The sequence below is a fragment of the Aeromonas sp. 25-248 genome, assembly GCF_053005425.1.
Genome location: NZ_JBRKTB010000005.1, coordinates 227,059 through 253,697, shown reverse-complemented (window position 1 = coordinate 253,697; position 26,639 = coordinate 227,059). Strand labels below are relative to the sequence as shown.

The following is a 26,639-nucleotide window of genomic DNA, read 5'->3' as shown; positions in this document are numbered from 1 at the left end:
GCTATGTAGCTCAGTTGGTTAGAGCATCGCACTCATAATGCGGGGGTCACAGGTTCGAATCCCGTCATAGCCACCATTATTCTTGCGGAAGTGGCGAAATTGGTAGACGCACCAGATTTAGGTTCTGGCGCCCTAGGCGTGAGAGTTCGAGTCTCTCCTTCCGCACCATCGAAAGCAGTACCAAACAGACCAGCTCAGGCTGGTTTTTTTGTATCCGGCGTTTGCCGCTCTTCTTCCCCTCTCCATACCATCGCGCGCCTGCAACGCCACCTCATGTATCAACGGCTGCGCCTTGTGTTCTCCTCTGCGACGGCGCAATGCCCTGCTCCGGCGTGATGCCGCCCTTTTCATCTCGCAGAGCGCTGCGGGCAATAAAAAGGCGGCCCGCAGGCCGCCATATCGTTTGCTGTCGTCAGAACGGGAAGAACCAGGGGATGGCGATGACGCTCACCACCATCACCAGCAAGGTGAAGGGCACGCCGATGCGCACGAAGTCCATGAACTTGTAGTTGCCCGGGCCCAGCACCAGGGTGTTGACCGGCGACGAGACCGGCGTCATGAAGGCTGCCGAGGCGGCGATGGCGATGGTCATGGCAAAGGGATAAGGCGACACCCCCATCTGATGGGCCGTCCCCAGCGCTATGGGCGCCATCAGCACCGCCGTCGCCGTGTTGGAGATGAAGAGCCCGATGACGGCACAGAGCACGAAGAGGCTGGCCAGCATCACCCTGGGACCCATCTCCCCTACTGCCGAGATGAGCGCGCCGACGATGAGATCCACCCCTCCGGTCTGCTGCAATGCAAGGGCAAAGGGCAGCATGCCCACGATGAGGATCAGGGTCGGCCAGTGGATGGACTTGTAGGCACTCTCCAGATCGATGCAGCGGAACTTGCCCATCAGCAGGCAGGCGATGAGCGCCGCGATCACGTTGGGCACGGGATCCGTCACCATCAGTACTATCATGACCCCGAGGGCAATCAGGGCGTGGATGGCCTGGCTGCGGGCCGGCGCCATCTCGTCCACTTCCGCAGGCAGGCCCAGCAGCAGAAAATCGCGATGATGGGTCTGCAACTGACGAATGAGGCTCCAGTTCCCCACCACCAGCAGGGTATCCCCCATCTGCAGCGCCTCGTCCACCAGCTTGCCGGTCAGCGCCTCTCCATCCCGGCGGATCCCCACCACGCTCAGACCGTAACGGGAACGGAAGGTCACCTCGCGGATGCTCTTGCCGAGCAGCCGGGAGCCAGGGATGAGGGAGACCTCCGCCATGCCCACCTCCCGCGCCTGGTCGGAGAAATACTCTCCGCGCAATATCATGGGCTCGAGCCGCGCCTCGCTGCAAAACTCCCGCACATCCACCTCGGGATCCGACATGTCGATGAGCAGCACGTCCTTGGCCTGGAACTCGGTCACCCCGGTGACACTGACCATCACCCGCCTGAACTTGCGCCAGCGCTCCATCCCGATGACGTTGGCCCCGAAGCGGGCACGCAATTGCAGCTCGTCCAGGGTCTGGCCGATCAGGGGGGAGTCGGGCCGGATCGCCAGTCGGCGTGCTCGCCCAGCCAGCCGGTAGTCACGGATGAGATCCCGCATGGTGCTGCGTCCCATCTGCTTGCCCTTGCCCTCCTCTCCTTCACGCACCAGACGGTTGCGCATCAGCAGCATGTAGAGGATCCCCATCCCCAGAATGATGATCCCCATGGGGGTAAAGCCGAAGAAGCCGAACCCCTGGATGTCGTGCCGCATCAGTTCACTGTTCACCACCATGTTGGGAGGGGTTGCCACCAGCGTCATCATGCCGCTGATAAGGCCGGCAAAGCCGAGCGGCATCATCAGTCTGCCCGCCGGGATCCCCATCCGGTTCGCCACGCTCAGCACCACGGGGATGAAGATGGCCACCACCCCGGTCGAACTCATCACGGCCCCCAGGGTCGCCACCGCCACCATCAGCAGCACCAGCATGCGGGTTTCGCTGCTGCCGGCCACCTTCACCAGGGCATCTCCCACCTGATAGGCGATACCGGTACGCACCAGCCCCTCCCCCACCACGAACAGGGCGGCAATCAGAATGACGTTGGGATCACTGAATCCTGCCAGCGCCTGCGGCAGGGTCAGGGTGCCGCTCAACACGAACAGGATGATGATCAACAAGGCGACCACGTCCATGCGCACCTTGTTGGTAATAAACAGGAGAATGGCACCCACCAGCATGCTGAGCACCCAGATCAACTCGGAATTCACACTTGCTCCTTTTGTTCAACGTCAACCACGGCCGGCCCCGGACGCCATCAGACCACAGAGCCCGTCCCCCTGATTTGTTACATATCAAGAAAGAGGAGGCCGCATCATCTCACATTCAGGTTCAGTTGCGGCCATTTTACCGGTCCGTGAACGCAGTCGGTCGCCCTTCACATGTCGGGGTAAAAAGTGCTGCACGCTCCCCCCGCCCCTCCTAAAATGGGCCCGCCGCGGCCTGAGCCGCCCTCTCACCCCTTGCCCTTCGGAGACGACATGACCCAGCACACACCGGCCTACCCGGCATTCACCTTCTTCAGCCGCTTTGTCGCCGACATCCAGGCTGGCCGAAAGACCATCACCATCCGCGACGAGAGCGAGGCAAACTGGCGGCCCGGCCAGCGCCTGGCCCTGTTCACCAACCCGGAACACCAGCCTTTTGGCACCATTGAAGTCATCTCGGTCAAGGCGGTCGCCTTTGAGGCGCTGAGCGACGAGCACGCCCGTCAGGAGAACATGACCCTCCCCGAGCTTAAAGATGTGATCCGCGATATCTACCCCGCACTGCCGCCCCTCTATGTGATTGAATTCGTGCTGATTGAAGCCTGATTTTGTGAGCTGCCTCAGCTAACGCCGGTTGCGCTCACGGGCCAAAAGCGCACAATGACTGTTTTTATATACAGTCATTGGTGTCTTATGGAAAAACAACTCGAACCGGCCATCGCAGCCATGGTGGCAGACTTCATCGCCGCAGGTCGTCCCAAGGCGAGCCAGCTGAGCTGGCAGGCGCGCCGTGACGGCTACCTAGCCTCTGCCCTGTTGGGGGGTGAGCGGGAAGAGGTGGGCGCCATTGAAGAGTGGCAGGCCGATCACCACGCCATCCGCTGCTATCGGCCCGCAGACAAACCGGACCCCGCGTATCCGGTGCTGATCTATTTTCACGGCGGCTGTTTTGTCAGCGGGGATTTCGAGACCCATGATCGCCAGATGCGGATGCTGTGCAACCGGGCCAGTGCCCTGATCTTCGCCGTACACACCCGCCTCGCCCCGGAACACACCTATCCCGCGGCTCACGACGATGCGCTGGCCGCCACACGGGCATCATGGCCGAGGTGGAGAAATGGCATGGGGATCCGGCACGTCTCGCCATTGCTGGCGACAGCGCAGGGGGTCATTTCGCCCTGATCACCACCTTGCGGCTCAAGGCTGCCAACGCCCCCTTGCCCAAGGCCCTGCTGCTTCTCTATCCCATGCTGGATGCCCTCTGCGAGAGCCAAAGCTACCGCGATCTCGGTGACGACTACCTCATCACCCGGGACATGCTCGCAAGCGGTTTTCACGCCTACCTTGGCAGCCTGCCCCCCAGCCATCCCGAAGCCAGCCCGCTCCACCATCCCGCCCTGTCAGGATTACCGCCGACCCATATCGTCACGGCGGAATATGATCCGCTACGCGACGAAGGGGAAGCCCTGTATGGCAAGCTGGTGCAGGCTGGCGTCGATGCCACTTGCCAGCGGCAGCATGGCGTCATTCATGGCTACTTCCAACTGGCGGCCATCAGCCCTGCCGCTCGTCAGCTCATCGACCAGATAGCCATGATGCTCAGAAGACTCTGAGTTGGAACCGGCCCCCAAGCCGTGTTAAAAGTGTCTCTTTTGAATCATGGAGGTAACCCGAGTGTTCGAGATAGCGAGCCTGAAAGAGGGCATGATGCACGGGGTGGAGCTGTTCCAGCTGCTGCTGGAGATCATCTCCATCGCCTGCGTGGTCATCGGCCTTGGCAAGACCCTCTGGCTGGCGGCCAGAGTGCGGGATCACGAGCCCGGCTTTCCCCGTATCCGCCTCTGCTTCGGCAGCTGGCTCATCCTGGCGCTGGAGTTCCAGCTCGCCGCCGACATCCTGGCCACCACAGTGGCACCGAGCAAGGAGGAGCTGGTGCGCCTCGCCATCATCGCGGTCATCCGCACCTTCCTGAACTACTTCCTCGGCAAGGAGCTCGATGCCCAGGCCGAGCGCCAGCAGGAAAAACAGACATAAGCCTGAGCCACAACCCCGGGTGGATTACATGAGCCGCGACATGGGAACACTGCCAGGCCCATGTCGTTCAATGATAAATAAATGACCGTAACAGATTGAAAATAAATGAGTAAATAATCGAATCCACGCTGATTATTTATCCCGTTTGATGCAAGTAACACCCCCTCTTACTATGTTTGTGACCTATCCATGGCCGGCCCCCTGTCGCCGGCCTTTACACTGGCATAGCAAGTGGACAATGCATGATCACCACAGACGGTAATAACGCGGTCGCCTCAGTGGCCTACCGCACCAGCGAAGTCATCGCCATCTACCCCATCACCCCCAGTTCCAGCATGGCGGAGCAGGCGTCGGCCTGGTCGAGCGATCGGGGCCTGAACCTGTGGGGCGACGTGCCTCGCGTGGTCGAGATGCAGTCGGAGGGCGGGGCCATCGCCACCGTCCACGGCGCCTTGCAGACCGGCGCACTGGCGACCTCCTTTACCTCGTCCCAGGGCCTGCTGCTGATGATCCCCAACCTCTACAAGTTGGCGGGTCAGCTCATTCCCTTCGTACTCCACGTGGCGGCGCGTACCGTGGCGACCCATGCCCTGTCGATTTTTGGCGATCACTCGGACGTGATGGCGGTGCGCCAGACCGGCTGCGCCATGCTCTGTGCCAGCAACGTGCAGGAGGCGCAGGATTTTGCCCTGATCGCCCAGGTGGCCAGCCTCAACAGCCGGCTGCCCTTCATCCACTTCTTCGACGGCTTTCGCACCTCCCACGAGATAGCCAAGATAGTGCCGCTGGCGGACGACACCCTGCGTGCCCTGCTGCCGGAAGCCGCCATCCGTGCCCACCGCGAGCGCGCCCTGAGCCCGGATCACCCCGTCGTGCGCGGCACCGCCGCCAACCCGGACACCTATTTCCAGTGCCGGGAGGCCACCAACCCCTGGTATGACGACGCTTATCGTCACGTGAGCGAGGCGATGCAAGCCTTCGGCGAACAGACCGGGCGCCACTACCAGCCGTTCGAATATCTGGGTCATCCAGAAGCCGAGCGGGTGCTGGTGCTGATGGGTTCCGCCATCGGCACCTGTGAGGAAGTGATAGCGCGTCTGATCGAGCAAGGGGAGAAGGTGGGGCTGGTGAAGGTACGCCTCTACCGCCCCTTCTCAGCCTCCCACCTGCTGGCTGTCATTCCCGAGAGCGCCCGCAAGATTGCGGTGCTGGATCGCACCAAGGAGCCGGGCGCCCAGGCCGAGCCGCTCTATCTGGATGTGATGAGCGCGCTGGCCGAGGCGGTCAGCCGGGGCGAGCGTGCCAGCCTGCCGCGGGTCATCGGCGGTCGCTACGGCCTCTCCTCCAAGGAGTTCAATCCGGCCTGCGTGCAGGCCATCTTCGATGAGCTGGCACTGGACAACCCGAGGCCGCGCTTCACCGTCGGCATCTTCGACGACGTCACCGGCCTCTCCCTGCCCCTGCCGAAACTCGATTATCCGAGCCCCGGCCTTGGCAACCAGCACAAGCTGGAGGCGCTCTTCTACGGCCTTGGCAGCGACGGCACCGTCTCAGCGGCCAAGAACAGCATCAAGATCCTCGGCAATCACACCCCGCTCTATCCCCAGGGCTACTTCGTCTACGACTCCAAGAAGGCGGGGGGCCTCACCGTCTCCCACCTGAGGGTGAATGAACGGCCGGTGCAATCGGCCTACCTGGTGGACGAGGCGGACTTCATCGGCTGCCACCAGTGGCAGTTCATCGACATGTACCAGATGGCGGAGCGGCTCAAGCCGAACGGGATCTTCCTGCTCAACAGCCCCTACGACGCCGAACAGCTCTGGCAGCGACTGCCGCAAGAGGTGCAACAGGTGTTGCGCGAGAAACGCGCCCGCCTCTACACCATCAACGCCGCCAGGATTGCCCGGGAATGCCAGCTCGGCAACCGCATCAATACCGTGATGCAGATGGCCTTCTTCCAGCTGACCGCCATCATACCGCCGACAGAGGCCACCGAGTTGCTCAAGCAGGCCATCGCATCGAGCTATGGCAACAAGAGCGCCGAGCTGGTCGAGCGCAACTGGCAGGCACTGGCCGCCACCTGCGAGGCTCTCACCCCAGTGCCGCTGCAGGCACTTGACCCATCCAGCCACCAGCGCCCCCCCGTGGTGTCTGCCAAAGCCCCCGACTTCGTGCAGACCGTCACCGCCGCCATGCTGGCGGGGCTCGGCGACAGCCTGCCGGTCTCGGCCTTCCCGCCGGACGGCACCTGGCCTGTGGGCACCACCCGCTGGGAGAAACGCAACATCGCCAAGGAGGTGCCGATCTGGCAGGCGGACTTGTGCACCCAGTGCAACTACTGCGTAGCGGCCTGCCCGCACTCGGCCATCCGCGCCAAGGTGGTGGACAAGGACGCGCTGGCCGATGCCCCCGCGACCCTGGACGCGCTGGATGTGAAGGCCCGCGATATGCGCGGTCAGCAATATGTGCTGCAGGTGGCGCCTGAGGATTGCACCGGCTGCAACCTCTGCGTCGAGGTGTGCCCGGCCAAGGATCGCACCGATCCGAGCCGCAAGGCGATCAACATGGAGTCCAGGCTCGACCACCTCGATGCCCAGAAGGCGAACTACGACTTCTTCCTGGACCTGCCTGAGCGCACGGCTGAGCAGTTGGAGCGCATCGACATTCGCACCTCCCAGCTCATCTCGCCGCTGTTCGAATACTCCGGCGCTTGCTCAGGCTGTGGTGAAACCCCCTACATCAAGCTGCTGACCCAGCTCTACGGGGACAGGCTGCTGATCGCCAACGCCACCGGTTGCTCGTCGATTTATGGCGGCAACCTGCCCACCACCCCCTACACCACCAACGCCGAGGGCCGTGGCCCGGCCTGGGCGAACTCCTTGTTCGAAGACAACGCCGAATTTGGCTTGGGCTTCAGGCTCACCGTGGATCAGCATCGCGACCGGGTACGCCGCCTGATGGCGGGTCTGGGTGATGTCGTCCCGGCCGAGCTGCAGCAAGGGCTGCAAGACGCCAGCCTGCCGGTCTCCGAGCAACGCGCCCATATCGAACAGTTGCGCAGCCTGCTGCAGGGCCGCACCGAGCCGGGCGCGGCTGAGTTGGCCCGGGATGCGGACCACCTGGTGGACAAGTCGGTCTGGCTCATCGGCGGCGATGGCTGGGCCTATGACATCGGCTTCGGCGGCCTGGATCACGTGCTGAGTCTGGGGGAGAACATCAACGTGCTGGTGCTCGACACCCAGTGCTACTCCAACACCGGTGGCCAGCAATCCAAGGCGACACCGCTCGGCGCCATCACCAAGTTTGGCGAGCAGGGCAAGCGCAAGGCGCGCAAGGATCTCGGCGCCAGCGTCATGATGTATGGCCACGTCTATGTGGCGCAGATCTCCCTCGGCGCCCAGATGAACCAGACGGTGAAGGCCATTCAGGAGGCGGAAGCCTACCCGGGCCCGTCCCTCATCATCGCCTACAGCCCCTGCGAGGAGCACGGCTACGATCTGGCCCAGAGCCACGAGCAGATGAAGCAGCTGACCGCCACCGGCTTCTGGCCGCTCTACCGCTACGACCCCCGTCGCAGCGAGGAGGGCAAGGCGCCGCTGGCGCTGGATTCCAGGGCCCCCAGCGCATCGCTTGCCGAGACCCTGCAACAGGAGCCCCGCTTCAAGCGCCTCGAGCGCCAGCTGCCGGAGATCGCCTCCCAGCTCTATCGGGAGGCGGAGCTGGATGCGAACCGTCGCTTCGCCTGGCTGAGCCAGCTCGCCGGCAAGGAGGCGCTAGCGCAGGAGTAAACGGCCCATACATGAGCGGTTAACGGCCAAACAAAGAGGGCTCCCCATGGGGAGCCCTCTTTCTATCCGCGATGCCGGCCATCAGGCGGGCATACTGGCCAGCTCGTGGCGCTTCAGGGCCAGCAGGGTGATGAGCAAAGCGGCGCTGGCGATCAGCGCCATGCCCACATAGGTGGCACCGAAACCGGGCGCCAGCTCGGCCGGGCTCAGGCTCGCCAGGTTGTGACTGCTGCCTGCTGGCAGGGCGGAGTGGAACAGCACGGCGCAGATGGCGACCCCAACCGCGCCCCCCAGCTCACGGCCGAAGTTGAACAGAGACATGCCGATGCCGCGATCCTCCCGTGGCAGGGCATTTTGCACCACCACAGAGAGGGCCGGCAGCACCAGCCCGAGGCCAAGCCCGGCGAACCCCAGCCCCAGATTGGCAAAGAGATCGAAGTGAATTTGCCACAGCGCCAGCGCCGCCAGGGCGAAGCCCGTCACCACGAAACGCCGGCAGTGACCGGTGCGGCCGATCAGCTTGCCGCCGACGAAGGCCCCCGCCGTGATGCAGACCATGAAGATCACCATGTAAAGCCCGCTCTCGCCGGCCCCCATCCCCTTTTGCCACTGCATCTGCAGCGGCAGATAGACCAGCACGGCGAACATCAGCAGCTGGGAGGCCAGCGCCAGCAGCACGCTCACCAGATAGCCGGGCAGCCGCACCAGATGGGCCGGCAGTATGGGGTCGTGGGCGCGCCGCTCCACCAGGATCAGCAGCAACAGGGCCAGCGCCAGCCCGGCTGCCAGCCAGAGAGCCGGCAGGCTGGTTTCCGGCGAGAGCAGCAGCAAGGTGAGGGTGGTGACTGTGATCAGCAACCCAGCCCCCTTCCAGTCGAAGCGACTGTGGCGACGCACATTGAGGTGACCCAGATTGCGGTTCACCAGCCAGAGGGCGATAGCGCCGAGCGGCAGATTTATCCAGAAGATCCAGCGCCAGCTGAGCTGCTCGCTGAAGTAGCCACCGAGCAGCGGGCCTGCGATGCTGGAGACCGCATAGACCGCCGAGATATACCCCTGATACTTGCCCACCTCCCGTGGCGGAATACAGTCGGCGATCACGGTAAAGGCGAGCGCGATCAGCCCCCCGCCCCCCAACCCTTGCAGCACGCGGGCGCCCAGCAGGGTTGGCAGATCCTGGGCCAGGGCGCAGGCCACGGATCCCGCCAGAAACAGGCCGATACCGATGTTGAGCATGCGTACTCGGCCGAACATGTCGCTCAACTTGCCATAGATGGGCAGGGCCGCAGTAGCCGCCAGCAGATAGGCGGTTACGACCCAGGTGAGGGCGGCACCGGCATTCAGCTCAACCCCTATGATGGGCAAGGGGGTGGTGACGATGCTCTTTTCCAGTGAGCCCAGGGCGATCACCAGGGCCACGCTCGAGAAGACGGTGTTGGGGGACATAGGCAGGCTCGCTCATGTGAGATATCGGCACAGGGGGTGCAAGGCACATTATTGTCTCATAAATCATTAGCCGATGGTCAAAGCCACTGCCAACCATGATGAAGGTCGCGACATCTGCGCGCTGGATCTGCTAGGGTGAGTCTTTGCCGAAGAGGACGCCCCCCATGCCCCAGTCATCCCCCTGCGATCATCACCAGAGTGAACAGCCCCGATTCGACGAGTACGACGCCCTGATCTTCGACATGGATGGCACCCTGGTGGACTCCATGCCTCTGCACCTGGATGCCTGGGAAATCACCAGTGCCGAGTTCGGCCTGCCGTTTGATCGGGCACAGCTCAACGAGTACGGCGGCATCCCCACCCGCAAGATAGTGACCATGCTGGCAGAGCAGCACGGGATGGTGATCGACGTGGAAGCCTTTGCCCGGCGCAAGGTGGCCCTCTACCTGGCACGGATCGACGACGTCCGGGTGTTTCCCGCCATGTGGGAGCTGGTCAGGCAGTACCACGGCAAGGTGCCCATGGGCATAGGCACCGGCTCAACCCGGGAACATGCGGCGCACATCCTGCGTCAGACCGGGCTCGATGCCTTCATCTCCGTGCTGGTGAGTGCCGATGATGTGGTCAATCACAAGCCCCACCCGGACACCTTCCTGAAAGTTGCCGAGCAGCTCGGCGCCAACCCGGCCAACTGCCTGGTGTTTGAAGACACCCGGATAGGCATTCAGGCGGGCAAGGCCGCCGGCATGACCACCTTGCTGGCCACCGAAGGGACGCTGCAACGGGTGTGAGCGGTGCGGGCCCATCCTAACCGACGGACCCGCACCAGCTTACTCGGCCTCATTCTCCCCCTCCTTCCCACCTGCCGGTGCCGGGCCGTCCGGCCGCTCAAATCCCAGATCTGACATGCAGTTGTCAAATTCCGACTCCCCCGGTTTGCCATGCTCCTTGCAGCTCTCAAACGCCGCTTTCATCTCGGCCGACAGCTCGTGCGGAGGCTTGGGCGGGGTACGGCTGCCCTGATCGCCCGCTGCGGCGGTCAGAGTAGTGAGGGAAAACAGCAAAGGCAGAACAATCTTCATGGTATGACTCCAAAACGGGTGGCATACACCGGCACGGTGCGGCGATGGCCCACGGCAGCGGGCGGCATCATGCTAGCGAGTCGCCGCGAACTGATGGGTCAAGAGGAGGTAAAGAGGGTGTCAGATCGGCGTAAATCCATAAAAAAACGCCCCAGGCGGGGCGTTGTTTTCATGGCGGCCATTACATGGCGTTGGTGGATTCGAAGATCTTGTCGGCCGATGCTTCGACGAAGCCAGGGTAGAGCACGCCGTCGGCCTGCGGGTAGCGCAGGGCAAACTCGTAGAAGCAGCTCGGGATGGTGCGCACGCCGTCGCTGAAGGGCACCTCGGCCTTGTCTGCCATGGTGGAGGATTGCTCCAGCATCACCTCGGGATCGCCCTTCACCTCGCCGCCAACGGTGTTGAGCACGAAGCCTGCCGCCTTGAGCGCCGCATTCACCTGCTGGATGGTGTCGAAGTCCTTCAGGCGGTTGATGTTGACGGTGAAGTGGTTGGCACGATAACCCCAGGCGGCCATCCAGGCGGCATACTCGCTCTCTGCCAGCAGGGTCTGGTAGTCGGTGTGGGAGACCTGCCAGGGCGCGCCGGCGTAGAGGAAGGCCGGGGTGTCGGTGAGGTGATCGGGTACCTGATCCACCAGCTTGTGGATGATGGCCTGGGCACCTTCGGAGAGCTCTTCCACCTTCAGCTCGCTGATGAACACCTTGGGCGCATCAGGATCTTTATGCTCGAAGTGTTTGGCATAGAGCTTCTTGGCCTTGAACACATACTCGCCCTTCTCTTCATACCCCAGGGCGCGGAAGTGGGCCGCCAGTTTCTCGAGACCGAGCTTGGGCAGGTTGTAGGTCCGAAACGCCACGTGATCGTTGATGATGGGGGCACCGCCGCCCAGCAGTTGATGAACCTTGTGAGCACTGGGGGTGACCTGAATGTAGTTGTCCCACAGATGGTCAAACAGGGTGTCGATATCCTTTTGCATCTCTCTTTCCTTTGATTGCGGGTACAGACAGGGGCACCTGTTCAGTGCCCCTCTTTTATTTTCTTGTTATCAGAAGGTCAGACCGGGAGACAGTTGATCCGGCATAGCAGCCTTGCTGTCTTCGACGGAGGCGACCGGGTAAGCACAGTAGTCGGCGGCGTAGTAGGCGCTCGCTCTGTGGTTGCCGGAGGCACCGATGCCGCCAAAGGGGGCGGCACTGGAGGCGCCGGTAATGGGCTTGTTCCAGTTGACGATACCGGCACGGATGCGCTTGAAGAAGTGGTTCCAGTCCGCTTCGTTGTCACCGAGCAGGCCGGCCGAGAGACCGAAACTGGTGGCGTTCGCCTTCTCGATGGCCGCATCGAAGTCGTCGTAGCGAATGAGCTGCAGCAGCGGGCCGAAGTACTCTTCATCCGGCAGCGCGCTGACCGCGGTCACGTCGATGATGCCCGGGGAGACAAAGCCGGTGCCCGCTTCCAGGTGCTTGAGGGCAAGCAGGCTTTCGCCACCGAGGCGCTGCAGGTTGGCTTGCGCCTCGACCATGCCGAGTGCGGCCTTCTCGCTGATCATGGCGCCCATGAACGGCTGCTCGGCGGCGTCATAGAGGCCGACCTTGATCTGGCCGACCACCTCCACCAGGCGCTTGACCAGGGCATCGCCCCGCTCGCCGCGCTCGACAAACAGACGGCGCGAGCAGGTGCAGCGCTGACCGGAGGTAATGAAGGCGGACTGCACGATGGCATGGACGGCGCCGTCGATGTCGCTCACATCTTTCACGATCAGCGGGTTGTTGCCACCCATCTCCAGTGCCAGGATCTTGCCCGGCTGGCCGGCAAACTGCTGATGCAGGAAGTGGCCGGTACGGGAGGAGCCGGTGAAGAAGAGGCCGTCGATGTCCGGATTGCCGGCCAGCGCCTTGCCGGTGTCGACCTCCCCCTGCACCAGGTTGAGCACCCCCTTGGGCAGCCCCGCCTCCTGCCACACCTTGACCATGGCTTCAGCCACCATGGGGGTCAGCTCGGAAGGCTTGAACACGACCGCATTGCCGGCGATGAGCGCCGGCACAATGTGGCCGTTGGGCAGGTGGCCCGGGAAGTTGTAGGGGCCGAACACGGCCACGACGCCATGGGGCTTGTGGCGCACGAACGCCTTGGCGCCCGGCATGGGGTTTTCCACCGTGCCGGTACGCTCGTCATGGGCCCGGATGGAGATGGCGATCTTGCCCTGCATGGCCGCCACTTCAGTGCGGGTCTCCCACAGGGGCTTGCCGGTTTCACGGGCGATGGTCAGGGCCAGCGCCTCCTTGTGCTCGCCGAGCAGGTCGGCATAGCGGCGCACGATGGCAAGGCGCTCTTCAAGGGCCAGATCGGACCAATGATAGAAGGCCGTGCGGGCCGCCTTGACGGCCGCATCCACCTGGGACTGGCTTGCCGCCTCACCCCGCCAGATCACCTCGTTTTTGGCCGGGTCGATGGATTCGAACGGCTTGCCTTCACCGGCCAGCCACTGGCCATCGATAAACTGGACTAAAGACATCATCAATTCACTCCCTGTGGGTACGCAGGCCGCCTCGGCAGCCTGTCTCAATGCTGTGCTGCGGGGCGGGTCAATCCAGATCGACGACGCGCACCATGTCGCCATTTTCCACCTTGAGGGCGGCCGCCATCTTGGGCGGAATGATGGCTTCGTGCTTGTCCAGATCGACCCGGATGTTGCCGTAGCAGGCGCGGTATTGCTCGAACCTGGTGTTGCAGATGAGGTAGGTATGGCCACCGATGGGCTCACCCACCAGCACCGCCAGCTTCTGGCTGCGGCGCACGCTGCGAATGTTCTTCACCTCGCATTCGACGGTGGGGCCGGCGTCGAAGATGTCGACATAACCGCGATTCACGAACCCCTCATCCTGCAGCATCTTGAGGGCAGGCCGGGTCTTTTCGTGGGTCTTGCCGATGACGGCGCGCGCCTCGTTGCTCAGCAGATTGACGTAGATGGGGTACTTGGGCATCAGCTCGGCGATGAAGCGCTTCTTGCCGATGCCAGTCAGATAGTCGACGGTGGGAAAATCCATCGAGAAGAAATGTTTTTGCAGCCACTCGTAGAAGGGGCTGTGGCCGTTGCCATCGGAGACACCACGCATCTCGGCAAAGACGGTACTGTCAAACAGCTCGGGGTGTTCGGCCATGAACAGGAAACGGTGCTTGGAGAGCAGACGGCCGTTGAGCCCCTCGCGGGCGCATTCACGCAGAAACAGGGTGCAGAGCTCGGAATTGCCGGTGTAGTCGTTGGAGAGGGTGAGGGTTTCCACGACATTGTAGATGCCGAGCTTGGGAGAGGAGTGCACCACCTTGCCGATGTGATAGTTGTAGAACGCCTGGGACAGGCCGACCGCCGCGTCGATGGCGCAGGTACCGACCATCTCCCCGGTCTCCAGATCCTCGGCCACGAAGAAATAGAGGCACTCGCCCTTGCCGGCGGGCTTGTCCAGGAAGGTCTGGGTCGAGGCATCGATCTTGCGTTGCAGCAGCTCGTCGTTGACCGGCAAGGATGTCATGCCGGTGCCGGATTCGATGGCACAGGTCTTGAGGCCGGCGAAGTCGCGCTGCTCGATAGGACGGATAACCAACATAAATGACAACTCCCTTTCATTGACGACAGGTGGGGTCCCGGCTCCTGCCGGGAGGGCTCCCCACCTCAATTTGGATCAGGCGTTGACCACCTGAGCGACCGCTTTCTCGAACCGGGCCAGCCCTTCCTTGATATCCGCTTCCGGGATCACCAGGGAGGGGGCAAAACGCACCACGTTGGTACCGGCAACCAGCGCCATCAGGCCCTGATCGATGGAGGCCAGCAGGAAGTCACGGGAGCGGCCCTTGAAGTCATCGTTGAGCACGGCGCCCAGCAGCAGGCCCTTGCCGCGCACTTCGCTGAAGCAGTGGTACTTGGCGTTGATGGCTTCCAGCCCTTCGCGGAACAGCTGCTCGCGCTGCTTGATGCCGCTCAGCACTGCCGGGGTGTTGACCACGTCGATCACCGCCTCGGCCACGGCACACGCCAGCGGGTTGCCGCCGTAGGTGGAGCCGTGAGTGCCCACTTTCAGGTGGGAGGCGATCTCGGTGGTGGTCAGCATGGCCCCGATGGGGAAGCCGCCGCCCAGTGCCTTGGCGCTGGTGAGGATGTCCGGGGTGATGCCCAGACCCATGTAGGCAAACAGCTCGCCGGTACGACCGACACCGGATTGCACCTCGTCATAAACCAGCAGGGCGTTGTGCTTGTCGCACAACTCGCGCACCCCCTTGGCAAACTCGTCGGTGGGGCTGATGATGCCACCCTCGCCCTGCAGCGGCTCCATCACCACGGCGCAGGTGTTGTCGGAGATGACGGCAGCCAGCTCCTCCAGGTTGTTGTAGGCGACATGGGTGATGTCGGCAGGCTTGGGACCGAAGCCATCGGAGTAGGCAGCCTGGCCGCCGACGCTGACGGTAAAGAAGGTACGGCCGTGGAAGCCCTGGTGGAAGGCGATGATCTGGGTCTTGTGGGCCCCGAACTTCTCGATGGCGTAGCGGCGGGCCAGCTTGAGGGCCGCTTCGTTCGCTTCGGCACCGGAGTTGCAGAAATAGACCTTCTCGGCGAAGGTGGCGGCGACCAATTTCTTGGCCAGGCGCAGGGCCGGCTCGTTGGTCATCACGTTGGAGAGGTGCCACAGCTTCTCACCCTGGGATTTCAGGGCCTCGACCAGTTTGGGATGGCAATGGCCCAGTCCATTGACCGCGATCCCGCCCGCGAAATCCACATACTCGCGGCCTTCCTGATCCCAGACACGTGACCCCTCGCCGCGCACCGGGATGATTTTGGCCGGCGCATAGTTGGGAACCATCACTTCATCAAACACTTCACGTGTCACTGCCAACAACTCTGACATATTGCTCTCCTGCTATCTCGCGGCAGAATAATCCACCGCCCAAAAGTTAAATCCGTGTAAACGTGGCGGAATTATCACAGAAAAAAAGTAAAAAGTCTGTAACTTAACCGCCTATAAGGAACAATGTTCGATTGCCTTTGAGATTTTAGGCAACCGCATTGCATAACGGCTCAGGGGGTGTTGGCAAGAGATAATTTGGACAGGGAGGAGGGTGAATAAAGTCTCAGGGAAATTTTTTTTTGCCTCATGACGGTTTTGAGACAGACATCGCAATTTTTTCAGGAAACGGCCAAAAAGTTGGCCAGCAACTGGTGCCCCTGTTCGCTCAGAATACTCTCCGGATGGAACTGCACTCCCTCCAGCGCCAGCGTTTTATGCCGCAGCCCCATGATCTCGTCCGGGCTGCCGTCGGCATGTTCGCTCCAGGCGGTGACCTCGAAACAGTCGGGGAGCGACGCCGCCTCCACCACCAGAGAATGATAGCGGGTCACCCGCAGCGGGTTGTTGAGCCCCTTGAACACCCCCTCCCCTTTGTGACGGATGAGAGATGTCTTGCCGTGCATCACCTGACGGGCACGCACCACCCGGGCACCAAAGGCCTGTGCCAGGGACTGATGGCCGAGACAGACGCCGAGGATGGGGATCTCGCCGGCAAAACGGGAGATGGCGGCCAAAGAGATGCCCGCCTCGTTTGGCGTGCAGGGGCCGGGAGAGATCACCAGATGGCGGGGGGCAAGCCGGGCTATCTCCTCCAGGCTCAGCTCATCGTTGCGCCTGACCACCACCTCTTGCCCCAGAGCGCCGAAGTATTGCACCAGGTTCCAGGTAAAGGAGTCGTAGTTGTCGATGAGTAGCAGCATGCAAACACCCTGGGAATAAGACAGAGACGGTGATCGGACAGCCCGTTGCGAGCGCGGGCAGACAAACGCCGCGCATTCTGGCATGTCTCTTTGCGTTAATAAACCGGCGATCACCTTACCTGCTGTGCAGTCTGTCCGCTCTTCAATGGCGATCCAGGCCTGTCGACCCCACCCGGCGGTGGGCCTATCCCCGACCGGGCAGCATCAGCCGCTCCATGTCAGGATGGCAAGGTAAAAGAGACGGGAGGCGACCGGGAAAAGGGCACAGGTCGTGACAGGCAGATGGGAAGGAGTCACCTTGGCAAGGGCTGACAACGGACCTCAGCGGTCCAGATAGCGGCCCTGTTCCAGTTCCCGTTCCCGCTGGCACTCGGCCAGATAGATGGCAGCCGCGATGGCCGGGGTCTTGTGGTGCTTGTCGATGGCGTTGGAGACCATCAACTGCAAGGTATTGAGGCTCTTGGCCTTGCGAAACTTGCGCAGCCAGTGACCCTTGTCACCCAACTCTTCACTCAGGGTTTGTGATTCGACAGACATGCTTTCTCTTGGGGCAAAGCCCGTGTTTGACATTGGGGGAGGTTGCGACAAACCGGAAGGTGTAAAACAAAGAAAGCCAGGCATCCACCCAGCTCTCTTCTACTACACCTTCCCAGTATGTCAGGCTCGAGGAACGAAGCCGACGACATCATATACGCTGATCAGGGTTTTTTCAGCCCTTTCACGCGCCTTTTGTGCGCCAGCCGCCAAAATGGCCTGCAGATGGGCCTCATCCTGACGCAGCTCGCGGAAGCGCGCCTGGATGGGTTCCAGCAAGGCGACCACGGCATCGGCCGTTTCACTCTTGAGGTGGCCGTACATCTTGCCTTCGAAGTGCTGCTCCAGCTCCGGGATGGAGCGGCCGGTCACACCGGACATCAGGGTCAGCAGATTGGAGACCCCCGGCTTGTTTTCGGGATCAAAACGCACCACGGCCGGCTCGTCGGAGTCGGTCATCGCCCGCTTGATCTTCTTGACGATCTGCTTGGGATCTTCCAGCAAGCCGATGAAGTTGGCCTCGTTGTCGTCGGACTTGGACATCTTCTTGGTCGGGTCCTGCAGGCTCATCACCCGGGCCCCTTCGGTCGGAATGAAGGGTTCCGGCAGGGTGAAGACTTCGCCATAGAGGTTGTTGAAGCGGGTGCAGATGTCGCGGGTCAGCTCCAGATGCTGCTTCTGGTCATTACCAACCGGCACCTGATTGGCCTGATAAAGCAGAATGTCGGCCGCCATCAGCACCGGATAACCGAACAGGCCGACGTTGACGTTGTTCTCGAAACGGGCGGACTTGTCCTTGAACTGGGTCATGCGCGACAGCTCGCCCATCTGGGTGTAGCAGTTCAGGATCCAGCCGAGCTCGGCGTGCTGGGGCACGTGGGACTGGATGAAGACGGTGCTCTTGGCCGGGTCGATGCCCACCGCCAGATAGAGGGCGGCTGCGTCGAGGCACGCCTTGCGCAAGGCGGCCGGATCCTGGCGAGTGGTGATGGCGTGCAGATCGACGATGCAATAGAGGCAGTCGAAGTCATCCTGCATGCTGACCCACTGACGCAGGGCCCCCATGTAGTTGCCGATGGTCAGCTGGCCCGAGGGTTGGGCACCGCTCAATACGATTGGTTTAGTCATCAGAGTAGTAATCCTTGTTATCCGCCAGCCCGGTCTGGATCAGACCAGCAGGGCGTCGAGTTCGGCAAACTGCTCGCAAACCCAGTCGGGGCGGGAGTCTGCGATAGGGCGGCCATAGTTGTAGCCATAGGTGAGCCCCACCACCTTCATGCCGGCGGCCTGGGCGGCCAGCACGTCATTTTCGGAATCCCCCACCATCAGGGTGCGGGACGGGCTGACACCCAGCTCGTGGCAGGCGTGCAACAGCGGCTCCGGGCTCGGTTTCTTGACGGGTACGCAGTTGCCCCCTAGCCAGAGTGCGAAACAGTCGCTGATGCCGAGGGCCTCCAGAATGGGCTGCACGAAGTGACTCGGTTTGTTGGTCACCACGGCCTGCTGGTAACCCAGCCCCTGCAGACGGCGCAGGCTCCGGGCCACTCCGTCATACATGGCCAGACCTTCCAGCAGACAGGCCTGATAGTGACGGTCGAACAGGGGGCGGGCCTTGGCAAACTGCTCCGGGGCGTCGCGGTAATCGAGAGCCCGCTGGATCAGCTTGTCGGCGCCGTTGCCGACCCAGGTACGCACCACGGCCTCGTCGGCCTCGGCCAACCCCAGATCCGCCAGGGTACGGTTGACCGCCAGCGCCAGTTGCGGGGCGCTGTCAATCAGGGTGCCATCCAGATCGAACAGCACCAGGTCAAAGGGGCGATCAGCGACGGACATGGGCAAGCTCCGCGCGCATCTGATCGATCACCGCCTTGTAATCCGGCTTGCCGAAGATGGCAGAGCCCGCCACGAACATGTCGGCACCCGCCTCGGCAATCTCGCGAATGTTGTCGACCTTGACCCCGCCATCGATTTCCAGGCGAATGTCGCGGCCGCTCTCGTCGATCAGGCGGCGCACCTGGCGCAGCTTGTCGAGGGTGCCGGGGATGAAGCTCTGACCGCCAAAGCCCGGGTTGACCGACATCAGCAGGATCACGTCCAGCTTGTCCATCACGTACTCCAGGCAGGTGAGCGGGGTCGCGGGGTTCAGCACCAGACCAGCCTGGCAACCCTGCTCCTTGATGAGGCCCAGGGTGCGATCCACGTGATCGGAGGCTTCCGGGTGGAAGGTGATCAGACTGGCACCGGCCTTGGCAAAATCAGGCACGATGCGATCCACCGGCTTGACCATCAGGTGCACGTCGATGAGCGCTTCGATGCCGTAATCGCGCAGCGCCTGACAGACCATGGGGCCTATGGTCAGGTTGGGGACATAATGGTTGTCCATCACATCGAAATGGACCACGTCGGCCCCGGCGGCCAGCACCTTGGCCACATCCTCACCCAGACGGGCAAAGTCGGCGGAGAGGATAGAAGGGGCAATCAGAAAGTCTTTCATCAGCGTCATCCATTGGCAGCGTGGCAGAAAAAACGGCGCAATTTTATCGCAAAAGGGCGATGAAAACGACCCGCATCTACAGAACACGCCGCTCCGGCACCATGGCTGGCAAACGATGCCAGGCGCGGCTCACGGAATACCAGCGGCAGCATCAGAAATGACAACGGCCCCCTCAGGGACCGTTGTTCACTCAGCCGACGGCAACCAGCTCCGCCTCACCGGGATAATAGCCCTGTTCGGGCTCGATGCCGGGCGGGTAGAGCGCCAGCAGCTCGGCCACCTTGTTGCGACTACCGCCGTTGCGGCTGATGGTACGCTTGACCAGGATCTCGTCGAGCCGGGCGCCACGATAGAGCTCGCGGGTCAACTCGATGTCATGGTTGCTGATGAGCACGGGCACCCCTTTATGGGCGGCGGTGTGGCGAGCCAGCCTGGCCAGCAGCGCCTGATCGTCCAGGGTGAAACCGCCTGCCGAATAGGTGGTGAAACTCGCCGTGGTGGAGAGAGGGGCATAGGGCGGATCGCAGTAGATCACCCAGTCTTCCTCTGCACGGGCCATGGCGTCGGCATAGCTTTCGCAGATGAACGTCGCCTTCTGCGCCTTCTCGGCAAACGCCCACAGCTCTTTCTCCGGGAAGTAGGGTTTCTTGTAGGAACCGAAGGGAACGTTGAACCCCCCCTTCTTGTTGTAGCGGCACAAGCCGTTGAAACCATGGCGATTCAAAAACAGGAACAACTGAGCCCGTTCAAACCCGGCCGCGGTCTGGTTGAACTGGGTTCGCAGCCGATAATAGGCGGTCTTGTGGTTGTGCTCGGCCACGAACAGCTTGCGGGCCTCGCTGATGAAGCTGTCCGGCTGCTGCTTGAGGTGGTTGTAGAGGCCAATGAGATCCGGATTGATGTCGTTGAGCACATAGGCGTCGTAATCCGTGTTGAGAAACACGGATCCCGCCCCGACGAAGGGCTCCAGCAACACACGCCCGGCCGGTAAACGCTCGGCGATCTCTTCGACCAGGGAGTATTTTCCCCCGGCCCATTTTAAAAACGCGCGTGTTTTTTTCATGGAAGTCCGGTGTTGACAAGGCTATGCCCAAAAAAGGGGGGTGATTCTACCCCCTTCTTCGGGTGGCTGGCTATTGCTTCAATTCTTTTTGTATCTGGGCGAATGACTTGGGCCAGGGTTGTCCCTTGAGCAAGGCAGGCGACAGCTTGCGAATGGCCGCCTTGGCCTGGGCACTGCTGGCGTAGTCTCCCTGCACCACTACATACCAGGGACTGCCACGGAAGCGGGTCTTGTAGACCCACACCTTGCCCGCCAAGCCATGCTCGGCCACAAAGCTGTCTACCGCCTTGGTGTTGCTCGCCCCCATCAACTGGATGCTGTAGTGATTCTTCGGCTTCTTGTTGAGAATCGCCACCGGCGTCAACGCCACCTTGGCCGCTGGGGCTGCGACCGGCGCTGTCTGCGCGCCACTGGCCGGTTGAGCCTCTGTCCGGGCCGGGACACGGCTCGGGGCCGGATTCTTGACCTGAGCCGTCGTTCCGGTCGGGACCGCACGGGAACCGCTCCCCACCAGCTCATCCACCACGGCCGTGGGCAAGGCGCCGCTGACGTTCGGCTGGTTCATCAATTTCTCGACCACTTCGTCGGAGATGACGACCCGGCGCCCCTCATAGTTGGTTGACTCCGTGGTGACCGTCTCACTTTCGACCTTCTTGGGCAAGGGCTTGGCATCGGACTGCCAATCGCGGGCAACCTGATTCCCTGACGGGATGGCAGCGGCGCCACTGCTCGTCTGAGTACCCAAAGCCCCGCTCGCCGCACCGACGTTCACAGGATCGCTTGAGACGGGATCGGGCAACGCCATCCCCTGGGACGGAGCCTGGGCGGGGTCCTGGCCTGCACTGTCGAACAGGGGCAGATAGCTCAGGGCCAGCAACCCGCCCGCCACCAGGGCAAGCACGATCGCTATCTTCTTGACGGGCAACTCGGCCTGACGTTTCTTGGGCCTTCTGTCGGTCATGGTATCCTCCAGTAACTGCATGATGGCTGACGGATGTCCGCCCGCCCCATTCAGGATCTCTTCCACTTTCGGCTTGGGCAAGAGGGCTGTCGGGATCTTGAGCTCTTTGGCCTTCTCATACAAGAAGATACGTTGCTCAGGAGCGCTCAGTGGCGCGACTTCCAGCTCGAGGGCTGGCATGGCCCGTCCCTTGAGGAGCGCCTTCTGGTTGCGACACCAGGCGTCATCACCCGAGAGCAGGATGGCCAGTTTATGAGGAGATGCCAGGGTATCGTTGTGACGACAGAGCGCCCACAACTCCCCCACCAGCTCGGCAGGCAAGGTATCGGCACGTTCGATGATGAGCAGCAGTCTGGCAGGCTTGTCACCCACCATGCGAAAGAAGCTGTCCGCCAGGGCATCCTGCGCGTTGAACAGGGGACGTGCCACCACCTGCTGCAACAGCAACTGGCGCACATCTGCCATCTTCATGGACGGGCTGCCGATGAGGCTGGCCACCCGCACCGCATCGGGCAGTTGGGCAAGCAGCGACTCGCACAGTGTGCCACGGCCACTGCCTGGCTTGCCGGAGAGAAAAACAAAGGGGTGGTTGAACTCGATCAGGTGCAGCAGCCGGTCAACCAACTGCCGCTGAGAAGGCAGCTTGAGCAATTTATTAATGGTCACGACCAGACTCGATCACCGCCATCAATTGCTCGTCTGTCACATCGGCCACGACCTGGGCCTGTCCGATCCCGATCGGCAGCACCAGCCTCAGCTTGCCTTCCAGCACCTTCTTGTCACGGCGCATATGGCGAATGAAGGCGGCAAAATCCATATCGGACGGTGCCTTGACCGGCAAATCGGCGGCCAACAGCAGATCGCGGACTCGTGCCACCTCTTGCGCCGTCATGTCGCCACGGGCCAGGGCCGTCTCGGCCGCCAGCATGGTTCCCGCCGCCACGGCTTCACCGTGCAGCCAGTTGCCATAACCCTTCTCCGCCTCGATGGCATGGCCGAAGGTATGCCCCAGGTTCAGCAAGGCGCGCACGCCGTGCTCGGTCTCGTCCTGACCGACCACATCGGCCTTGATCTCGCAGCAGCGGCGAATGGCATAGGAGAGTGCATCACCATCAAGGCGTTGCAGGCGGGTCATGTTGGTTTCAAGCCAGGAGAAGAAGGCGGCATCCCAGATAATGCCGTATTTGATCACCTCGGCCATGCCGGCGGCAAATTCCCGGGCAGGCAGGGTCTTGAGGCAGTCGGTATCGATGATCACATGCTTGGGCTGATAGAAGGCACCCACCATGTTCTTGCCGAGAGGATGGTTGACGGCGGTCTTGCCGCCGACGGAAGAGTCAACCTGGGAGAGCAGCGTGGTAGGCACCTGAATAAACGGAATGCCTCGTTGGTAGCTTGCCGCAGCAAAGCCGACAACATCGCCTATCACACCGCCCCCCAGAGCGATCAGAGTAGTATCACGACCATGGCTGGTTTCCAGCAGAGCAGACATGATCCGCTCGAAGGTCGCCAGGGTTTTGTAGGCCTCGCCATCGGGCAGGATCAGGTGTTCCACCTGAAAACCGGACAGCAACTGAATGATCTGTTCAAGATACAGGGGCGCGACCACGGTATTGGTCACAATCATGACCCGCTTGCCCTTGATCGTCTGCGCCAGTACCTCGGGGCGTTGCAGCAGACCGGCAGCTATCTCTATCGGGTAGCTGCGTTCACCCAGTTCGACCTTCAACCTTTCCATGGACGTCCTCTAATGAATTACATACCAATCAACTTGACGATTTGATTAGCGACAACTTTGGCACTCTGGTCATCCGTCTGGATGACAAAATCGGCAACCTCTTCGTACAGGGCGTTGCGCTCTTGCGCAAGACGCTCAAGCACTTCACGGGGCGGCTCTTCGGTTTGCAGCAAGGGACGACGCTTGTCTCTCTGGGTTCGCGCCAATTGCTTTTCAATGGTGGTTTCGAGGTAGACCACGATGCCGCGTGCGGAGAGTTTGTTGCGGGTTTCACGGCTCTTGATGGCACCGCCACCCGTTGCCAGCACGATACCCTGCTGTTCGGCGAGCTCACCGATCACCTTCTCTTCGCGGATCCGGAAGCCTTCTTCGCCTTCAACATCGAACACCCAGCCGATATCGGCACCACTGCGGCGCTCAATCTCATGATCTGAGTCGAAAAACTCCATGTGCAGTTGTTCTGCCAGATGTCTACCTATGGTGCTCTTGCCCGCACCCATGGGACCTATCAGGAAAATATTGCGTTTCTCAGCCATGTCTTTTCGTTAGTAATTACAAACTGTATGGCCCCGGTAAACACTCGACCGGGGTACCTATGAACCTTATCTTGCGTTGGATCAGGAGGGGGATTATCTCAGTAGAAACCAGGACTGGCAACCGCAGCCCTTACGCCCCAGCCTCATCGGGGCGTAAGGTTATATGTGTTTTACTCTCACAAGTAAAGTTTTCAGAGGGCGTCGGTCACTATCCTCGGGGTCACGAAGATCAGCAGTTCACGCTTCTTGTTTTCACTGGTGGTTTTCTTGAAGAGATAGCCCAACCCGGGGATATCCCCCAGCAGCGGCACCTTGCTGACATCACTCTTGATGGTCTGTTGATAGATGCCGCCAAGCACCAGAGTTTCACCGTTGTTGACCAACACCTGGGTGGTGATGGACTGGGCGTTGATGGACACCGCATCCCCGGTTCCGGTCGGCACGGTTTCACCCTTGGTATCCTGAGTCACGGTCAAGTCCAGGATCACCCTGTTGTCCGGGGTGATCTGCGGTGTGACCTTGAGGCTCAGCACCGCCTTCTTGAAGGTGACCGAGGTCGCCCCGCTCGAAGAGGACTCCACATAGGGGATCTCGGTCCCCTGCTCGATCAGGGCCGGCTTCTGGTTGGCCGTGGTGACACGCGGACTGGCGATGATCTCGGCCTTGCTCTCCTTTTCCAGAGCCGAGAGTTCAAGATCCAAAAGGGTGCCATTGGCAAGACGGGCAACCTGGAACGCCAGGGTGCCGGCCGCGTTGGTCACCGGCAGGTTGACGTTGAGTCTGTCTTCTACGTTGGGGCGAGTGATGGTGGAACTGCCATCATTGTTTCCGGCGCCATCATTACCCTCTATGGTGCCCGAGGTGCCGTTGCCATGACCGTCTGTCTTGGTCACCCCCCAGCGCACCCCCAGTGCCTCATCGAAACCATCATCAATGGTCACCATGCGCGCCTCGATCACCACCTGCTTGACCGGGATATCGAGGATATCCAGCATCCGCTTGACGTTGCTGATGACATCCGCCGTGTCCTTGACCACCAGCACGTTGGTACGTTCATCCACGCTGACCGCCCCTCTGGGGGAGAGCAGCTTGGTACTCTCGGAGGAGAGCAGGGCCGCCACTTCCGATGCCTTGGCATAGTTGATCTGCAGATACTCGGTGTAGAGGGGAGCAAGATCCGCCACCTGGTTGCGGCTCTCCATCTGCTGTTTCTCGCGAGCGGCAATCTCGTCCGCCGGTGCCACCAGCAGGATGTTGTTGTCCAGCCGTTTGTCCAGCCCTCTGACCTTGAGGATGATGTCCAGCGCCTGCTCCCAGGGCACGCCATCGAGACGCAGCGTGATGTTGCCGGAGACCGAGTCCGTGGTCACCAGATTCAGATTGTTGAAATCGGCGATGATCTGCAACACTGTACGAACAGGAATATCCTGGAAGTTCAATGAGATGGGCTTGCCTTGGTACTGCTTCGCCGCCGTGGTGGCCACCCGTTTTTTCACCTCGATGATGAACATCTTGTCGGCCTGATCGTAACGGTAGTCAAACTGGCCGTTCACCGAGAGCTCGAACAGGGTGTCATTGCCCTGGCGGAACACCTCCACCTGGGAGACCGGGGTAGCAAAGTCCTGCACATTGATGAGGTTGAGCTGATCATCAGGCACCCGGGTACCGTGGAACTTGGCCAGCACTTTCTGACCACGGCTGCTGACATCCACCGCCGCCGAACTGTTGTCCAGCGTCACGAGGAACTCCCCCTGACCTTCCTTTCCACGACGAAAATCCACGCCCTTGACCGAGTTGAAGTAGGCGCCACCCATGTTTGCCTGAGACACGGACAACACCGGCTTGCTGGGGGCAACGGGCGAAGGAGCCACAGTAGGCGTGGAAGCCATGGCCGGCTGAGCCTGATACTGGGACTGGTTCTGGGCAACTCGCTGGGTGTCAATCAATGCAGACTGAGTCACCGGCTGGCTTCTGACGAGCGCAGACTGGCTGGCTGCAACAGGCGCCGCCGAGGAAGCGACCGGCTGCCCAGCCTTGTCTCCCAGCGCCACCAGCAATTTATTGCCCTGCTGATGGACCTGATAGGGGGTGAGCTGATCGAGGGCGATCTTGATGTCGAGCCCCTGCCCCTTCCCCTCCACCAGGAGGTTGTTCACCCCTTGCTGCTTGATGGGCAGGGGATTGACCGTCAGGGCACCGATGGCCCCGGGTACGTGCAGCAGAAGCTGATTGGGTTCATAGGTCAACCTGTCCGTAAAACCGCTGACCGGTTCGCTGAAGCTGAGCTCCAGCAGGAGTTGATCGGCCAGCAGGGGATTCACCTTGACCTCCTGCAACGCGGGTACTGCCCACACCTGAGTGCATCCGCCCAGCCAAAGCAGCGCCACACCGGTCATCCTTCTTATTGTTGTTCTCATCTCTGCTCATCCCTGATCATAGTTTTGCGTCGAGATTGGCCATGGCCAGCTGGGTTTCTCGGGTGACCCAGCATCCTTTGCCATCAGGTACCGTCTCCATCAAGTCAACATGCGTGTTCGTTATCTTGATGACCCTGCCCTGATCCAGCCCCATGTGCTGGTTGAGCCCGACGCGCACGGCTTGCCCGTCCGGGGTTTTGATCAATGCCCACAACTGCCCCTGCTTGCCGATGGAGCCTTTCATGCTCAGGCTGGCAAGCGAGTAGCGTTCCAGCACCTCCTTTTCCCGATTGGCCACTATCTGGGCACAGTCCGGCTTGGCCTTGGCATCCAGCCTGGAACTGGTTTCCGGCTGGGGTGCAATGAACGGACTGCGTTGATCGCTGCGTTGATAGACCATGGGAGAGAAGGGCTTTATCTCCGGCAAAGATTCGATCGGTACCGGCTTTCTGGCCTTGGTCTGTTTGACATACTCATCCATGTCCTCCTGTCCCCCACAGGCCGTCAACAGCAGCGCCGACAAGAGAAGTACGCCCGCTCTCATGC

At 61.5% G+C, this 26,639-nt stretch carries 24 protein-coding genes and 1 tRNA gene; 7 read left to right on the top strand and 18 right to left on the bottom strand.

Translation table 11 applies throughout. The annotated features are described in order from the left end of the window. Positions 1 to 84: 84 nt before the first annotated feature. Positions 85 to 168 (top strand) — tRNA-Leu (locus ACVDHI_RS10440). Positions 169 to 412: 244 nt separating this feature from the next. Here ACVDHI_RS10440 and ACVDHI_RS10435 read toward each other — a convergent pair. Then, complete coding sequence (locus ACVDHI_RS10435; RefSeq protein ID WP_447212062.1) at positions 413 to 2,245, bottom strand: SLC13 family permease; 1,833 nt, start codon at positions 2,243 to 2,245, stop codon at positions 413 to 415. A 270-nt stretch (positions 2,246 to 2,515) separates the two neighbouring features. Here ACVDHI_RS10435 and yqfB point away from each other — a divergent pair, with 270 nt between their 5' ends. The 5 genes from yqfB (at position 2,516) to nifJ (ending at position 8,064) form a co-directional block, all read left to right on the top strand. After that, positions 2,516 to 2,848, top strand: coding sequence for a N(4)-acetylcytidine aminohydrolase (gene yqfB, locus ACVDHI_RS10430; protein ID WP_042014549.1), 333 nt, complete (start codon positions 2,516 to 2,518; stop codon positions 2,846 to 2,848). An 87-nt stretch (positions 2,849 to 2,935) separates the two neighbouring features. Next, complete coding sequence (locus ACVDHI_RS10425; RefSeq protein WP_447212061.1) at positions 2,936 to 3,424, top strand: alpha/beta hydrolase; 489 nt, start codon at positions 2,936 to 2,938, stop codon at positions 3,422 to 3,424. After that, the gene (locus tag ACVDHI_RS10420; protein ID WP_447212060.1) at positions 3,352 to 3,855 is read left to right on the top strand and encodes an alpha/beta hydrolase fold domain-containing protein; all 504 of its coding nucleotides are present in this window, start codon (positions 3,352 to 3,354) and stop codon (positions 3,853 to 3,855) included. The genes ACVDHI_RS10425 and ACVDHI_RS10420 overlap by 73 nt, the downstream gene beginning before the upstream one ends. Before the next feature lie 61 nt (positions 3,856 to 3,916). Next, positions 3,917 to 4,276, top strand: coding sequence for a DUF1622 domain-containing protein (locus ACVDHI_RS10415; RefSeq protein WP_111736082.1), 360 nt, complete (start codon positions 3,917 to 3,919; stop codon positions 4,274 to 4,276). A gap of 242 nt (positions 4,277 to 4,518) precedes the next feature. After that, positions 4,519 to 8,064, top strand: coding sequence for a pyruvate:ferredoxin (flavodoxin) oxidoreductase (gene nifJ, locus ACVDHI_RS10410; protein WP_447212059.1), 3,546 nt, complete (start codon positions 4,519 to 4,521; stop codon positions 8,062 to 8,064). 81 nt (positions 8,065 to 8,145) lie between these two features. On the opposite strand, the gene ACVDHI_RS10405 is transcribed toward nifJ, so the two are convergent. Continuing rightward, a complete protein-coding gene (locus ACVDHI_RS10405) occupies positions 8,146 to 9,510 on the bottom strand; it encodes an MDR family MFS transporter (RefSeq protein WP_447212058.1) in 1,365 nt (454 codons plus the stop codon). A gap of 164 nt (positions 9,511 to 9,674) precedes the next feature. On the opposite strand from ACVDHI_RS10405, the gene ACVDHI_RS10400 reads away from it, so the two are divergent. Further along, positions 9,675 to 10,301 (top strand): HAD family hydrolase, encoded by a 627-nt coding sequence (locus tag ACVDHI_RS10400; protein WP_408827787.1) that lies wholly within the window; start codon positions 9,675 to 9,677, stop codon positions 10,299 to 10,301. 39 nt (positions 10,302 to 10,340) lie between these two features. Here the strand turns inward: ACVDHI_RS10400 and ACVDHI_RS10395 are convergent, their stop codons facing one another. The 16 genes from ACVDHI_RS10395 to ACVDHI_RS10320 form a co-directional block, all read right to left on the bottom strand. Further along, a complete protein-coding gene (locus ACVDHI_RS10395; protein WP_039039590.1) occupies positions 10,341 to 10,592 on the bottom strand; it encodes a hypothetical protein in 252 nt (83 codons plus the stop codon). 181 nt (positions 10,593 to 10,773) lie between these two features. After that, positions 10,774 to 11,571 (bottom strand): DUF1338 domain-containing protein, encoded by a 798-nt coding sequence (locus tag ACVDHI_RS10390; protein ID WP_134996617.1) that lies wholly within the window; start codon positions 11,569 to 11,571, stop codon positions 10,774 to 10,776. 69 nt (positions 11,572 to 11,640) lie between these two features. Then, positions 11,641 to 13,110, bottom strand: a complete 1,470-nt coding sequence (gene astD / locus ACVDHI_RS10385; RefSeq protein ID WP_103243572.1) for a succinylglutamate-semialdehyde dehydrogenase — start codon at positions 13,108 to 13,110, stop codon at positions 11,641 to 11,643. Between the two features lie 67 nt (positions 13,111 to 13,177). After that, on the bottom strand, positions 13,178 to 14,197 hold the full coding sequence (astA, locus tag ACVDHI_RS10380) for an arginine N-succinyltransferase (RefSeq protein ID WP_039039587.1): 1,020 nt from the start codon (positions 14,195 to 14,197) through the stop codon (positions 13,178 to 13,180). A 75-nt stretch (positions 14,198 to 14,272) separates the two neighbouring features. Then, a complete protein-coding gene (locus ACVDHI_RS10375; protein WP_039039586.1) occupies positions 14,273 to 15,490 on the bottom strand; it encodes an aspartate aminotransferase family protein in 1,218 nt (405 codons plus the stop codon). Between the two features lie 278 nt (positions 15,491 to 15,768). Continuing rightward, the gene (locus tag ACVDHI_RS10370; RefSeq protein WP_041212570.1) at positions 15,769 to 16,350 is read right to left on the bottom strand and encodes an aminodeoxychorismate synthase component II; all 582 of its coding nucleotides are present in this window, start codon (positions 16,348 to 16,350) and stop codon (positions 15,769 to 15,771) included. A 321-nt stretch (positions 16,351 to 16,671) separates the two neighbouring features. Next, the gene (locus tag ACVDHI_RS10365; RefSeq protein ID WP_010673831.1) at positions 16,672 to 16,887 is read right to left on the bottom strand and encodes a hypothetical protein; all 216 of its coding nucleotides are present in this window, start codon (positions 16,885 to 16,887) and stop codon (positions 16,672 to 16,674) included. A 120-nt stretch (positions 16,888 to 17,007) separates the two neighbouring features. Beyond that, on the bottom strand, positions 17,008 to 18,012 hold the full coding sequence (gene trpS / locus ACVDHI_RS10360; protein ID WP_010673830.1) for a tryptophan--tRNA ligase: 1,005 nt from the start codon (positions 18,010 to 18,012) through the stop codon (positions 17,008 to 17,010). 39 nt (positions 18,013 to 18,051) lie between these two features. Next, entirely contained in the window at positions 18,052 to 18,717 is a 666-nt protein-coding gene (locus ACVDHI_RS10355; protein WP_045525578.1) for a phosphoglycolate phosphatase, read from the bottom strand. Then, positions 18,704 to 19,378 carry a ribulose-phosphate 3-epimerase gene (gene rpe, locus ACVDHI_RS10350; protein WP_010673828.1) on the bottom strand — a complete coding sequence of 225 codons (675 nt, stop codon included), beginning with the start codon at positions 19,376 to 19,378 and terminating at the stop codon, positions 18,704 to 18,706. The genes ACVDHI_RS10355 and rpe overlap by 14 nt, the downstream gene beginning before the upstream one ends. A 190-nt stretch (positions 19,379 to 19,568) precedes the next feature. Beyond that, positions 19,569 to 20,441: a Dam family site-specific DNA-(adenine-N6)-methyltransferase gene (locus tag ACVDHI_RS10345; RefSeq protein ID WP_053288713.1), complete on the bottom strand. Its 873-nt coding sequence runs from the start codon at positions 20,439 to 20,441 to the stop codon at positions 19,569 to 19,571. A gap of 70 nt (positions 20,442 to 20,511) precedes the next feature. Continuing rightward, positions 20,512 to 22,068 (bottom strand): SPOR domain-containing protein, encoded by a 1,557-nt coding sequence (locus tag ACVDHI_RS10340; protein ID WP_324063184.1) that lies wholly within the window; start codon positions 22,066 to 22,068, stop codon positions 20,512 to 20,514. Further along, positions 22,058 to 23,140, bottom strand: coding sequence for a 3-dehydroquinate synthase (gene aroB, locus ACVDHI_RS10335; RefSeq protein ID WP_039039582.1), 1,083 nt, complete (start codon positions 23,138 to 23,140; stop codon positions 22,058 to 22,060). The genes ACVDHI_RS10340 and aroB overlap by 11 nt, the downstream gene beginning before the upstream one ends. Positions 23,141 to 23,157: 17 nt before the next feature. Next, positions 23,158 to 23,676 carry a shikimate kinase AroK gene (gene aroK / locus ACVDHI_RS10330; protein WP_010673824.1) on the bottom strand — a complete coding sequence of 173 codons (519 nt, stop codon included), beginning with the start codon at positions 23,674 to 23,676 and terminating at the stop codon, positions 23,158 to 23,160. Between the two features lie 191 nt (positions 23,677 to 23,867). Continuing rightward, positions 23,868 to 26,093, bottom strand: coding sequence for a type IV pilus secretin PilQ (locus ACVDHI_RS10325; RefSeq protein ID WP_041212567.1), 2,226 nt, complete (start codon positions 26,091 to 26,093; stop codon positions 23,868 to 23,870). A gap of 16 nt (positions 26,094 to 26,109) precedes the next feature. After that, positions 26,110 to 26,637 (bottom strand): pilus assembly protein PilP, encoded by a 528-nt coding sequence (locus ACVDHI_RS10320; RefSeq protein WP_029314119.1) that lies wholly within the window; start codon positions 26,635 to 26,637, stop codon positions 26,110 to 26,112. Positions 26,638 to 26,639: the final 2 nt, after the last annotated feature.

Excerpts from the sequence above, each read along its gene's own strand:
- ACVDHI_RS10370 (WP_041212570.1), bottom strand. The coding sequence starts at position 16,350 with ATGCTGCTACTCATCGACAACTACGACTCCTTTACCTGGAACCTGGTG.
- astA (WP_039039587.1), bottom strand. The coding sequence starts at position 14,197 with ATGTTGGTTATCCGTCCTATCGAGCAGCGCGACTTCGCCGGCCTCAAG.
- astD (WP_103243572.1), bottom strand. The coding sequence starts at position 13,110 with ATGATGTCTTTAGTCCAGTTTATCGATGGCCAGTGGCTGGCCGGTGAA.
- nifJ (WP_447212059.1), top strand. The coding sequence starts at position 4,519 with ATGATCACCACAGACGGTAATAACGCGGTCGCCTCAGTGGCCTACCGC.
- ACVDHI_RS10320 (WP_029314119.1), bottom strand. The coding sequence starts at position 26,637 with ATGAGAGCGGGCGTACTTCTCTTGTCGGCGCTGCTGTTGACGGCCTGT.
- aroK (WP_010673824.1), bottom strand. The coding sequence starts at position 23,676 with ATGGCTGAGAAACGCAATATTTTCCTGATAGGTCCCATGGGTGCGGGC.
- yqfB (WP_042014549.1), top strand. The coding sequence starts at position 2,516 with ATGACCCAGCACACACCGGCCTACCCGGCATTCACCTTCTTCAGCCGC.
- ACVDHI_RS10425 (WP_447212061.1), top strand. The coding sequence starts at position 2,936 with ATGGAAAAACAACTCGAACCGGCCATCGCAGCCATGGTGGCAGACTTC.
- ACVDHI_RS10395 (WP_039039590.1), bottom strand. The coding sequence starts at position 10,592 with ATGAAGATTGTTCTGCCTTTGCTGTTTTCCCTCACTACTCTGACCGCC.
- ACVDHI_RS10405 (WP_447212058.1), bottom strand. The coding sequence starts at position 9,510 with ATGTCCCCCAACACCGTCTTCTCGAGCGTGGCCCTGGTGATCGCCCTG.
- rpe (WP_010673828.1), bottom strand. The coding sequence starts at position 19,378 with ATGAAAGACTTTCTGATTGCCCCTTCTATCCTCTCCGCCGACTTTGCC.
- ACVDHI_RS10355 (WP_045525578.1), bottom strand. The coding sequence starts at position 18,717 with ATGTCCGTCGCTGATCGCCCCTTTGACCTGGTGCTGTTCGATCTGGAT.
- ACVDHI_RS10325 (WP_041212567.1), bottom strand. The coding sequence starts at position 26,093 with ATGAGAACAACAATAAGAAGGATGACCGGTGTGGCGCTGCTTTGGCTG.
- ACVDHI_RS10390 (WP_134996617.1), bottom strand. The coding sequence starts at position 11,571 with ATGCAAAAGGATATCGACACCCTGTTTGACCATCTGTGGGACAACTAC.
- trpS (WP_010673830.1), bottom strand. The coding sequence starts at position 18,012 with ATGACTAAACCAATCGTATTGAGCGGTGCCCAACCCTCGGGCCAGCTG.
- ACVDHI_RS10365 (WP_010673831.1), bottom strand. The coding sequence starts at position 16,887 with ATGTCTGTCGAATCACAAACCCTGAGTGAAGAGTTGGGTGACAAGGGT.
- ACVDHI_RS10375 (WP_039039586.1), bottom strand. The coding sequence starts at position 15,490 with ATGTCAGAGTTGTTGGCAGTGACACGTGAAGTGTTTGATGAAGTGATG.
- ACVDHI_RS10345 (WP_053288713.1), bottom strand. The coding sequence starts at position 20,441 with ATGAAAAAAACACGCGCGTTTTTAAAATGGGCCGGGGGAAAATACTCC.
- aroB (WP_039039582.1), bottom strand. The coding sequence starts at position 23,140 with ATGGAAAGGTTGAAGGTCGAACTGGGTGAACGCAGCTACCCGATAGAG.
- ACVDHI_RS10400 (WP_408827787.1), top strand. The coding sequence starts at position 9,675 with ATGCCCCAGTCATCCCCCTGCGATCATCACCAGAGTGAACAGCCCCGA.